Here is an 11,777-nt window from a genome sequence, read left to right on the forward strand (position 1 = left end):
CTCTTTTTATATAACTATTTATAATTAAATGAACGGTCGGTCAAAGTTAAAATGGTTGGAATCCGAATGCAAATTTTCGGAGTAAATTTTTTGAGAATAATTTCGTTGTAATTTATTTGCCAATCGTTCGATAAAATTATTGGCAATTGATGCAGGAATGTATATTGCGCTATTTTCTTTGATGGGTTTCACTCTAGGAATTTGGTGAAACTCCAATTAAGAAAAAGGCTAATTCATGCAAAACAATTTCTAAAGAGGTAGCTAATCTGAGATAAAGACACCTTGAACAAGATATAGAAAATGTCTTACGCTATATCTTGAGTTTGCTTTTCAGATTTCCCTAATAAGACCTTACGCTGAAATATCAAAAGGTAGAATACCCCAGTTGTTATTGCTGAATCAGCAAGATTAAAGACAGGACTAAAAAAAACAAAATGTTGACCGCCTACCCAAGGAAACCATTCGGGGTAGGTAGTGTTAATAATTGGGAAGTAGAGCATATCTACAACTCTCCCATGAAGGAAAGAGGCGTATCCGCCACCTTCTGGAAGAAATGTTGCTACGCCAGAGATAGAATCATTGAATATCAAACCGTAAAATGCGCTATCAATTAAGTTTCCTATTGCCCCTGCTAATATTGCAGATATTCCTAAAACTAATCCGGTATTCGCTTTTTGTTTAATTAGGAGATATATGTAGTATCCCATTGCACAACTGGCTGCAATTCTGAATAGACTTAGGAAAAGTTTCCCAGAACCACCCCAAAATTCGATTCCAAAGGCCATTCCGGGGTTCTCGGTAAAATGAATGATAAACCAATTCCCAATAACAGAAAACCCTTGCCCCTCAATCATATGGGTTTTTATCCAAAATTTAAGCAGCTGGTCCAGAAAAAGGATTAAAAGGATTAGAAGGATTGATTTATTTCTTAATGATATTTTCATTTTAATGTTGTTGGTAAAAAATGGTTTTGATGTAATATTTACTGGGCAAAACTATAAAAAAAAGTGATCGGAAAGATCCGATCACCTTAATGCTTTTAGCAAAGATTTCTTATCGCTGGTTATTTTTAGCATTGATGCTAAGTGTTGCATGTGGAACAGCACGCAGTCTCTCCTTTGCAATCAGTTTACCAGTTTCTCGACAAATACCATAGGTTTTATTTTCGATGCGAACTAGGGCAGACTCAAGATGTTGTATAAATTTAATTTGTCTCTGAGCCAACTTCCCTGCTTCCTCCTTTGATAAGGTAGCCGCACCTTCCTCAAGTACTTTAAATGTGGGTGAGGTATCTTGAGTATCGTTGCTTTCACTCATGGTAATAGCACTCTTAAGAGTTTCGTAATCATTACGTGCCTTATCGAGCTTTTGCAGAATAATCTCTTTGAATTCTGCCAACTCTTCATCAGAGTATCTTGTTTTTTCTGCCATAACTCTAAATTTTGCTTAAAAATATGAAAATTAATATGAATAAACCAAGCTTATACAGCAATCTTATCAACTTTAATTGCAGTATTTATATCTGTATCAATCTCAATGTTTGTAAATGCTCCCTTTGGCTCAATATCAACCAAAATAATCTCTTTTGCTAAGGTTTGACTTGCAATATAATCGCGGTGAATTTCAACCGCTTTATTAATTGCATTGTGTTTCAGTATACTGATATGAATCTTATCTGTTACATCAAAACCCGCATCTTTTCGTAAATTTTGAATTCTGTTAATAAGTTCACGCGCAATACCCTCATTACGAAGCTCTTCGGTTATTTTAATATCAAGAGCTACTGTAAATCTTCCCTCGTTAGCAACCAGCCAGCCAGGAATATCCTCTGAGAGGATGTCAACATCCTTAATACCAATCTCTATTGAGCCTTCAGGGATATTAAGGGTGAAAATACCATTGCTTTCAAGCGTTGAAATATCTTTCTGAGTCATATTTGCTACTGAAGCAGATATAGATTTCATCGATTTTCCAAAACGCGGACCCAACTCCTTAAAGTTTGGTTTTATCTTTTTAACCAAAATTCCCGAAGTGTCCACAAGATATTCGAGTTCCTTTACATTAACCTCAGAAAGGATAAGATGTTCAATGGCGGATAGCTGACGTTTAAAATTATCGTCGAGGATTGGAACCATGATTTTGCTCAATGGCTGACGAACCTTGATGCTTACCTTGCGGCGTAAGCCTAACACCATTGAACTAACGCTCTGTGCTATTTCCATTTTTTCCTCAAGATCTTTATCGATCAAGGCCATATCGTATTTGGGATAGGTTGATAGATGAACGCTATCATCCTTATGCTTACCCGAAACTTTATTCAAATCGATAAATAGCCGATCGGTATAGAATGGTGCAATTGGCGCTGCAAGCTGAGTCACGGTCTCAATGCAGGTATAAAGCGTTTGGTATGCAGCAATTTTATCTTTACTGAATTCGCCGCCCCAGAAACGTCTGCGGTTCAAACGTACATACCAGTTACTTAAATGCTCCGATACAAAATCCTGAATTGCTCTACCCGCCCTTGTTGGCTCATAGTTTTCATAGGCATCCTCAACCTCTTTAATCAATGTGTTTAATAATGAAATAACCCATCTATCAATCTCAGGACGTTCGTTAACAGGTATTTCAGCCTCCTCGAATGTGAATCCATCAATATTGGCGTATAGTGCGAAAAATGAATAGGTGTTATAAAGTGTACCAAAGAATTTACGTTTCACCTCGTCAACGCCCTCGATATCAAACTTAAGGTTATCCCAAGGTTGTGAGTTTGTTATCATATACCAACGCAGAGGATCTGAGCCATATTTTTCAATTACCTCAAATGGTTCAACGGCATTACCTAAGCGTTTACTCATCTTATTGCCGCTCTTATCCAGAACGAGTCCATTTGAAATAATGTTTTTATATGATACAGAATCGAATAGCATGGTTGATATTGCATGTAACGTGAAGAACCATCCACGGGTTTGGTCAACACCTTCTGCAATAAAATCGGCGGGGAAAACATCACTGAAATTATCTTTATGCTCAAATGGGTAATGAACCTGTGCGTAAGGCATAGCCCCAGAATCGAACCAAACATCGATAAGATCTGTTTCACGGGTCATTTTCTTGCCCGATGGGGAAACGAGTATAACATTATCAACGAATGGACGATGTAAGTCGAATGAGCTATAATTTGAATCGGAGAAATCGCCTTCGGCATATTTTGCCAATGGATTAACTGACATAAAACCAGCCTTAACCGCTTTCTCACACTCGGCCTTCATCTGGGCAACAGAACCAATGCAAATCATTTCGCTACGATCTTCGGTAACCCATATTGGTAATGGTGTTCCCCAAAAACGTGAGCGGGATAGGTTCCAATCAACAAGATTCTCGAGCCACTTTCCAAATCTTCCTGTTCCTGTGCTTTGCGGTTTCCAGTTAATCGTTTTGTTTAGCTCAAGCATTCTGTCCTTTAATGCCGTGGTGCGAATAAACCAACTGTCGAGCGGATAGTAAAGCACGGGTTTATCGGTACGCCAGCAGTGTGGATAGCTGTGTATGTGCTTTTCGATTCGGAATACCTTATTCTGCTGCTTTAGGTTAACAGCCAAGTCGACATCAAGGGTTGTATCCGTTTCGGTTAAGGTAGAATCGTATTCGTTTTTAACAAATCGTCCCGAAAATTCTTTGTATAAGTTGATGTTGATGTTATTTTGAACAAATGCAGGATCGAGATCGTCTATTCTATAAAATCTTCCTTGGCGGTCGACCATTGGTTCTGGGTTTCCGTTTTTATCACGTAGGATTAGCGGTGAAATACCAGAAACCTTTGCAACTCGATCATCATCAGCACCAAAGGTTGGTGCAATATGAACTACGCCTGTTCCATCTTCAGTGGTAACAAAATCACCTACAACAACTCTAAACGCATCACCTTCGGGTTTTACCCAAGGGAAGAGCTGTTCATAAGTAATTCCAGCAAGTTTTGATCCTTGAATTTCTGTAACGATTTTAAATGGAATTCTTTTATCTCCTTGGTTATACTCCTCCAACCTTAATTCTGCATTCGCGGCGGGGAAGTAGGCTTCAAGACGATCTTTGGCAAGTATTACATTGATTGGGTTTCCGCTATAGGGGTTAAAGGATTGAACCAATACGTATTTGATGTTTTGCCCAACAGCCAATGCCGTATTTGAGGGTAATGTCCAAGGGGTAGTAGTCCAAGCAAGAATATGTAAATCGGTATTAATTCCTTGGAAAAGGAATTCGCTTTTATCGTTACGGATAACCTTAAACTGAGCAACTGCCGTGGTGTCTTTAACATCCCGATAACAACCGGGTTGGTTAAGCTCATGGGTACTTAAGCCCGTTCCTGCTGCTGGAGAAAAAGGTTGAATGGTTTTTCCTTTGTAGAGCAGCCCTTTATCGTATAGCTTTTGAAGTAGATTCCATAGGGTTTCGATATACCTATTATCGTAGGTGATGTAAGGATGTTTCATATCGACCCAATACCCTATTTTATGGGTAAGTTCCTCCCATAGGTCGGTATATTTCATCACCTCCTTTTTGCAGGCGTCATTATATTCTTGGATTGATATTTTTGTTCCAATATCCTCCTTGGTTATCCCAAGCATTTTTTCAACACCAAGCTCAACTGGCAATCCATGGGTATCCCAACCAGCTTTTCGGTCAACTAGAAATCCTTTTTGGGTTTTATATCTGCAAAATATATCTTTAATTGCTCGCGCCATAACGTGGTGAATACCGGGTATTCCATTTGCTGATGGCGGGCCCTCGTAGAAAACAAACACGGGGTGACCCTCACGGGTGGTTAAACTTTTTTGAAATGTGTTGTTCTTATCCCAGGTTTTCAGCACGTCTTTATTCACCTGCGACAAATCTAATCCTTTGTACTCTTGAAATTTAGGTTTCATTCAAATTAACTATTATACAGTGTACCTTGCAATAAAATCCCACAAAGATAGGTTTCTGTATGAGAATATCAAACAGATTGTTGGTTAAGAGATGTTTGCTAATTAACCTACGTTGCCAGCCCTCTGTTTATGGGGTTAATTTGTTGAATTAAAATGTTTTATTAATACCCGTTTAGGGTTGTGTTTTAATGCCACAAGGTGGCAAAATGTGTATAAATTGTTTCTTAGTTTCACTATCGCAAAATGCGATAATACATGTTGCTTTTTTACACTTTGGGGAACAGGGTTAAACTTTGATGATTCCTCTGAGCACCAATTTCCTCCATTAAAACAGGGTTATCCTCATTTAAAGTGAGGACGTCCTTGTTTGAAGTGAGGATTTCCTTGTTTGCAATTAGGATTTCCTCCCTTTGAGTAAGGAATTCCTTGTTCAGAATGAGGATTTTCTTGTTTGAAATGAGGACGTCCTCCCTTTTAGCAACAATTTCCTCCTTCCAAGTGAGGATTTTCCCCCTCTGAGCAACAATTTCCTCCTTTGGCAGAGGAATTTTCTACATTCCCTAAGGATTTTTCTATGTGGAAAAGAAACATTCCTTCCTTGAAAAGTCTTCGGGGAAGGAAGGAATGAAACTTTCCTTCCTTCAAAAGTTTCTTCCGAAGGAAGGAATAAAATATTTCTTCCTTGAAAAGTCTTCAGGGAAGGAAGGAATAAAACATTCCTTCCTTCAAAAGTCTTCGGGGAAGGAAGGAGAGAAACATTCCTTTCTTCAAAAGTCTTCGGGGAAGGAAGGGAAGAGACTTTTCTTCCTTCCCGAATGACTTTTCTATGTTGTTTTATGGTAGTGTTCCCCAAAAAAACTTTTCTTTTAAAAAAGTTGGGTTATTCCTTTGAATATTTATTGATTAATTCAAGTTGTTGATTAAATAGGAAACCCTGCGAAAGCAGGGTCTCTAATTTAACAAATATTTTTTCTATCATTAATGCTTTACTACTAGTTGCTGACGATATATTTTGTTACCATCATTTATTTCAATAATATAGCATCCGTTATCAAGATTGCTAATGGGTAATGTAACCGTTTCTCCAGATTTCTTCAATGTTGCTTTTATAGTTCCAAAATTATCAAAAATGCGGACAGTGTAAGAATTCGTTGAAATGAATTTTGACCTAAACGTTGCTGCATCTTGTGTAGATTGGGTAGTTGCCGTATTCTCTGCCTTACCAATGGTCAATGTTACATTTTCAGAAGCAGGATTTGGAGAAATGCTAAAGCCATAGTAGCAGGGATCCTCGGAGACTTCAGCATGGCTTATTTCGGATACCCCACAGGCGTTTACCTCTGCTACATCCACGTAGTACACATGACCGCAATTATTTAGCTGTCTCTGGAAAATAACGCTGGTTGATGATGTACTAGATTTCAAAACACCATCCAGATACCATTTATAACTCGTTGCGGTGTTTACGCCATCGATGGTTGCCGTAAACCTTCTTGGTGGAGCATCAAAATCTATAGAAATAGCCCCAGGCACTGGAGAGCCAGCAACAATGCTATAGTTGCGATACGCTGTTCCGCAGCCAGAGTTAAATGTTGCTCTAACCCAACTCGAACTATTCCCGGTGGGAGTAAATGTTGCTGAACTACCCGATGCTGACGATAAGCTTAAGTTGGTACCAGGATCCCATGAAACGGAACAGCCCGAGGGTAAGTTTCCAACTGTAAAGGTAGCACCTAAAGAGCAAACAGTAGCTGGACCAGAGATTGTTGGCGTAGGAATTGAAAGAGTTGTTACAGAAAAAGTAGTGCTTTGAGGAGATACTCCCGTATTGCTTTCAGCAGTTACATAAAACTTGTTGGTAGTACCTGCGGACAATCCGGTTACATTGAATGAAGTAGTCGTTGTGGTGCCAATTTTTGAACTAGGAGTAGTTGTAGAATTATAGACATTATAGATTGTTGCCGTAGGTGAAGCAACCCATGTTAGCGTGGTGCTACAATAGGAAATACTGCTTGATGCAAGGCTTGTTGGCGCATCTGGAGGAGGAAGGGGTGTTGTAAAGGATATTACTGAAGATGTATTTGTGTTTCCTGCAAAATCAGCCGCTGTAACAGTTGCCGTATAGGTAGTACTGGATGTAAGGCCGCTATATGGGTAATAGTTACCCGTATAATAATAGGTAGAAGCATCTAATGGCCCTGCCCCTGGCATGGTTGTACCAGCCGAATTCTTTAAAACTACAGTATAACTTTTTATACCATTAACTCCGGCAGAAATGTTAGAAGCAGTATATGGATTTGACCAATCATCGGTACTGCTCGTCCAGTTAATTGTAGCAGAATTGCTATGAATGTATGAAACTGATGCAACTGGTTTTGAGGGAATTGAATTGTCAATCCTAACACTAAATAAAACATTTTCACTATAACTAGGGTTGATTGAGTTACCCTTTTTGTTCCTTACAATAAAAGTCAGCTGAAAAGGGTATAAATCTCCATCATTTGCGTTTGCAGGGGTAATATCCAAATTAAATGTAATAGTTTGAGTTTTTAATATACTTTGACCACTATTATCAATGCTCACCCAGCTGGCGTAAGCACCGAACGAGTATGACTTATCAATTGAAACGGTACAGGTATCGCTCCTGTTACTTGTTACTTTGACCTGAACCTTAGTCGTGCTCCCGGTTCTAACGGGTGTGCATAGCTGACTAGTTTTATCAGTTGAACTTTTTACGGTAAAATCTTGGGCAGTAAGTATACCACCTGTTGCTAGCAGGATTAGAAGGGTGCAAAAAAATTTGAGTAATCTTTTCATCATCGTTTTAGGTTTATGTGGTTAAATAAAAAAGTAATTCAATATTACATTTTAGTTGATTATTCGGCTTCATAAAGAGCACTTTCTCTGTAATCGGGTTCCCATTTCTGATTATAATCCCTTTTTCATTCCCTATCCTTTGACTGGGGCAGATCAAAAAGAGCATATTTTTCATGTTCAAATACCCCAATGCTTAATCCCTGATGCACCGAACAGAATAACCATTCCCCTTATAATTGCAGATCTTGGTAACTGCTGATTCAAAGTATTCTAAAAAAAGAACCCCCGCATAAGGGACACCACACTCAGTGACCGCCCACCAGGCACCATCGTAGCAAACCCAGACATAGCGACCCGTGTCGAACCAACGCCACCCACCCGGGTTGGCGGTGAAGCCGCTGCTGTTATCGGCGATATGGTCAATCCCAATCCAAAGAGCCCCGTCCCACTCAATAAAAGGGGCTTGTTTCATCTTGTATCCAGCAATGCTATCGCCCCCGAGGTAGGCTACCAAAGTATTCCACTCGCCCTCGCTAGGTACGTGCCATCCTTTAGGAGCGATGCTGCGGTTGTCGGATACTGCGTACCAGTTGTACAACCCGCCTAGCAGGGCAATGGTATCCAAGCTATTCGTATTGTTGTAGTAGCAGTAAGCACCCGATGTAGTACTTCCCCATTGCGCATTACCCGTTACATTGGTTATAGCATCGCCATTACGGTACTTCGTAGTCCGCAGATTTTCGGCCATCCATGTTTGGGTGCCAATGGTGATAGTTCTGTAGGTATTCCCATCCTGATCGGTCATCGAACCGTACTTCAACTTGGGATTGAACACCGCGGTGGTATGTCCGTTGGTTGGGTTGCTTGGCTCGCTATCGTTGTCTTTACTACAGCTACTGGCAATAACCAGTAAAAATCCTAGTACAACCAATTTGAAAATCAAATTTCCGTTTCTCATAATTAATTCATCTTATAATCAAACCTATATTTTATACCGAATATAATGAGCGATTTTGCTTATAGGCACACATTGCAATAGAACAAAATGGTAAAAAAGCCCAATGGTCTAGTCCTTTACGCACCGGATCGAATACCCATCGCCTGTGCGGCCATTGCTCCTATTAATTGTGGCGTCGAAGTCCGACAGAGAAATAATCCTTACATGAAGAGCATCTGACTCCGTAGCAGACCACCAACTACCATAGTAGTAGATGTGGTAGAAGCGGCCATTGGGATACCAACGCCACCCGCCCGGAAGGGCGGTGAACCCGCTGCTGTTATCGGAGGTATATTTATCGGGTCCTCCCCACTGGATTATGCTGGCTTCCTTTAGCCTTCCACTAGCAATACTATCGACACCGAGGTAGGCCGTTAGCGTATTCCACTCAGCCTCGGCGGGTATGTGCCAGCCTTTGGGCGCAATGCCCCGATTGTCGGATACCGCATACCAGTTGTACAACCGACCTAGCGTGGCGATGGAATCCAAGCTAACCGTATTATTGTAATTACAGTACGCACTCGTGGTTAAGCCGCTCCATTGTGCGTTATCCGTTATGTTGAATATAGATTCGCCGTTGCGGTACTTGGTGGTTCGTAGGTTTTCTGCCATCCACGTTTGGGTGCCAATGGCAATGGTTCTATAGGTATTCCCATCCTGATCGGTCATTGAACCATACCTCAAATGGGGGTTAAACTTTGCCATTGTCAGTCCGTTGGTTGGGTTGCTTGGACTGTTATCATCGTCTTTACAACAACTATTAGCAATAATCAGTAAAAATCCTAGTGCTAAGAATGGGGAAATCAAAATTCTATTTTTCATTAATAATTCTATTTTATAATAAAACCAAATCCTATATCAAAAGTAATAAAATTTTTAAACTACAAAAGAGCATTCTATTGTTTGCTGAAATTTAACAATAAGAAAGAGTTTAAGTGATTTTTGCCTTTATTTGCGATTTTAAAGATCATTCGTAGTATTATTTAATAGTGAGATATTTTTTCTGATTTTGGCATACTTTACTCCATTGGCGTTCGGAAAAGTAGATTTAATGGTGATTTTAGTATGACGAACGAACCTCAACTCTTTAAGGGGCTATAACAGAGTTGCATGGTAGTTTCTCCTCCTTTTTTAAGGAGCGGTAGGGGTTGTTTTTTGTTGCTTTTTATATTTAAGGTAAAAGTTAAGTTATTCCTTTGAAAATCTATTTATTTGGGTAATGAAAAGATAAAAGATGAGCCCTTGTTTATCTTGCTTTTTACATGAATTGTTTCGCCATGCGCTTCGATAATGTGCTTAACAATGGCAAGGCCTAATCCGGTTCCACCCTGCTCGCGTGAGCGGCTTTTATCGGCCCTATAGAATCGTTCAAAAACACGAGAGATATCGGCTTCCCCAATTCCAATACCATTGTCATGTACTTCAACCAGAATTTTATTTTTTACTTCAGAAAAAGAGATGCGCGTTTTACCTTCCATTTTTCCATAGTAAATTGAGTTGGTTATAAGGTTGGTGAGAACTTGAAAAATCTTCATTTTATCTGCACAGACAATAATCGGTTTTTTATACTTTTTGTAAAAAACAAGTTGAATATTGCGCTTTTTAGCCCTTATTTCCTGCGTTTCAAAAACTTCCTCAACAAGCTGCACAATGTTGAAATTCTCTTTGACGAGTTTTAATTCTCCTGCCTCGTGCCTTGAGATTGTTTCTAAATCCTCCACTATTGAAATAAGACGATTGATGCTTTTTTCGGCTCGCTCTAGGTATTTACGGTTTATCTCAGCATCCTCAAGCCCGCCATCAAGAAGGGTTAGAACGTATCCTTGTATATTAAATATTGGAGTTTTTAATTCGTGCGAAACGTTACCCAAATACTCCTTACGATATTGCTCCATCCCCTTTAAGCGGTCAATTTCTCTCACCTGATTGCTTGCCAAGGAAACAGCATCCTGATTAACCTCGTTGAAAATTTTATCGAGATTTTTCCAAGTGGGTTTTTCATCAACAGTATTAACATTTGGAACTCTTTTTAAAAATAACCATGTAACAAGGTATGTAAGCAGAAAAACGAGGAGAATACTAACGATTGGGTATAATAGGTAGTACTCTTTGTTCCCGCTTATAAAAATTATGGCGATTAACCCAGAGGCAATAGCTGCTGTTAATGATATATAGACTGTGATTTCTCGGTTTAAAGGGTTTTTCATGGGATAAACTATCAACTAAACAACAACAGCTATTATTAATTATTGTTCTCTCCTAACGCCCAAGTAATCCTGAATCCAGATATTGCTTTAAAAGCCTAGATATATATTTACCCACAATATCAAATTCGAGGTTTACAACTGTACCAACCTTAAATTCATGGAAATTGGTGTGCTCATAGGTGTATGGAATAATTGCAACCTGAAATGAGCCTTCCTGAGAATTTACTACGGTTAAGCTAACGCCATTCACAGATACAGAACCTTTCTCAACAGTGATATTGCCTATCTTAGAATCATATTTAAATGTGTAATACCAGCTGCCATCGGCCTCTTTAACCTCGCTACATGTTGCGGTTTGATCAACATGTCCCTGAACTAAATGTCCATCGAGTAAACTGTCAATCTTCATGCTGCGCTCAAGGTTTACTTTATCGCCTACCTTAAGAAGACCTAAGTTTGATTTCTCAAGCGTTTCCTTGATTGCGGTTACTGTATATGTATTTCCCTCTATTTTCACAACAGTTAAGCACACACCATTATGGGATACGCTTTGATCTATCTTTAGATTCTCCGCAAATGAACATGTAAGTGTGACGTGTAGGTTCTCTTTATCTTTTACGATTGCAACCACTTTGGCGGGTTCTTCAACTATTCCTGAAAACATATTAATTAATTTAAAGTTAGGTTGCCAAAGTTACAAAAACGATTGTAACTATTCTGCAACAAAAAAATATCTCACGCAAAGTCGCTAAGCCGCAGAGAAAGTTAAATAGATAAGAAACCCTATTAAAATCAGTTGAAATACTGCGATTTGATTATACCAAATAGAATCTA

The 11,777-nt window shown here is 39.3% G+C and carries 9 protein-coding genes; 1 reads left to right on the forward strand and 8 read right to left on the reverse strand.

Translation table 11 applies throughout. The features are described from left to right. Positions 1–305: 305 nt before the first annotated feature. The 3 genes from HOO91_05930 to HOO91_05940 form a co-directional block, all read right to left on the reverse strand. Positions 306–944: a lipoprotein signal peptidase gene (locus tag HOO91_05930; GenBank protein NOU17080.1), complete on the reverse strand. Its 639-nt coding sequence runs from the start codon at positions 942–944 to the stop codon at positions 306–308. Positions 945–1,053: 109 nt separating this feature from the next. Beyond that, a complete protein-coding gene (locus HOO91_05935) occupies positions 1,054–1,431 on the reverse strand; it encodes a TraR/DksA family transcriptional regulator (GenBank protein ID NOU17081.1) in 378 nt (125 codons plus the stop codon). A gap of 50 nt (positions 1,432–1,481) precedes the next feature. Then, entirely contained in the window at positions 1,482–4,922 is a 3,441-nt protein-coding gene (locus HOO91_05940; protein ID NOU17082.1) for an isoleucine--tRNA ligase, read from the reverse strand. Between the two features lie 576 nt (positions 4,923–5,498). On the opposite strand from HOO91_05940, the gene HOO91_05945 reads away from it, so the two are divergent. Further along, positions 5,499–5,741, forward strand: a complete 243-nt coding sequence (locus HOO91_05945; protein ID NOU17083.1) for a hypothetical protein — start codon at positions 5,499–5,501, stop codon at positions 5,739–5,741. Between the two features lie 159 nt (positions 5,742–5,900). Here the strand turns inward: HOO91_05945 and HOO91_05950 are convergent, their stop codons facing one another. The 5 genes from HOO91_05950 to HOO91_05970 all read right to left on the reverse strand — a co-directional run bounded on the left by HOO91_05950 (position 5,901) and on the right by HOO91_05970 (position 11,607). Continuing rightward, positions 5,901–7,739, reverse strand: coding sequence for a T9SS type A sorting domain-containing protein (locus tag HOO91_05950; protein ID NOU17084.1), 1,839 nt, complete (start codon positions 7,737–7,739; stop codon positions 5,901–5,903). A gap of 193 nt (positions 7,740–7,932) precedes the next feature. After that, the gene (locus HOO91_05955; protein ID NOU17085.1) at positions 7,933–8,697 is read right to left on the reverse strand and encodes a hypothetical protein; all 765 of its coding nucleotides are present in this window, start codon (positions 8,695–8,697) and stop codon (positions 7,933–7,935) included. A gap of 108 nt (positions 8,698–8,805) precedes the next feature. After that, on the reverse strand, positions 8,806–9,558 hold the full coding sequence (locus HOO91_05960; protein ID NOU17086.1) for a hypothetical protein: 753 nt from the start codon (positions 9,556–9,558) through the stop codon (positions 8,806–8,808). 386 nt (positions 9,559–9,944) lie between these two features. After that, entirely contained in the window at positions 9,945–10,943 is a 999-nt protein-coding gene (locus tag HOO91_05965; protein NOU17087.1) for a sensor histidine kinase, read from the reverse strand. A 52-nt stretch (positions 10,944–10,995) separates the two neighbouring features. Next, the gene (locus HOO91_05970) at positions 10,996–11,607 is read right to left on the reverse strand and encodes a riboflavin synthase (GenBank protein ID NOU17088.1); all 612 of its coding nucleotides are present in this window, start codon (positions 11,605–11,607) and stop codon (positions 10,996–10,998) included. Positions 11,608–11,777: the final 170 nt, after the last annotated feature.

It is taken from the genome of Bacteroidales bacterium (genome assembly GCA_013141385.1).
Taxonomy (GTDB): Bacteria; Bacteroidota; Bacteroidia; order Bacteroidales; family Tenuifilaceae; genus UBA8529.

Bases quoted from the DNA above. Each gene is read 5' to 3' on its own strand.
- HOO91_05930 (NOU17080.1), bottom strand. From the start codon at position 944: ATGAAAATATCATTAAGAAATAAATCAATCCTTCTAATCCTTTTAATC.
- HOO91_05935 (NOU17081.1), bottom strand. From the start codon at position 1,431: ATGGCAGAAAAAACAAGATACTCTGATGAAGAGTTGGCAGAATTCAAA.
- HOO91_05940 (NOU17082.1), bottom strand. From the start codon at position 4,922: ATGAAACCTAAATTTCAAGAGTACAAAGGATTAGATTTGTCGCAGGTG.
- HOO91_05950 (NOU17084.1), bottom strand. From the start codon at position 7,739: ATGAAAAGATTACTCAAATTTTTTTGCACCCTTCTAATCCTGCTAGCA.
- HOO91_05955 (NOU17085.1), bottom strand. From the start codon at position 8,697: ATGAGAAACGGAAATTTGATTTTCAAATTGGTTGTACTAGGATTTTTA.
- HOO91_05960 (NOU17086.1), bottom strand. From the start codon at position 9,558: ATGAAAAATAGAATTTTGATTTCCCCATTCTTAGCACTAGGATTTTTA.
- HOO91_05965 (NOU17087.1), bottom strand. From the start codon at position 10,943: ATGAAAAACCCTTTAAACCGAGAAATCACAGTCTATATATCATTAACA.
- HOO91_05970 (NOU17088.1), bottom strand. From the start codon at position 11,607: ATGTTTTCAGGAATAGTTGAAGAACCCGCCAAAGTGGTTGCAATCGTA.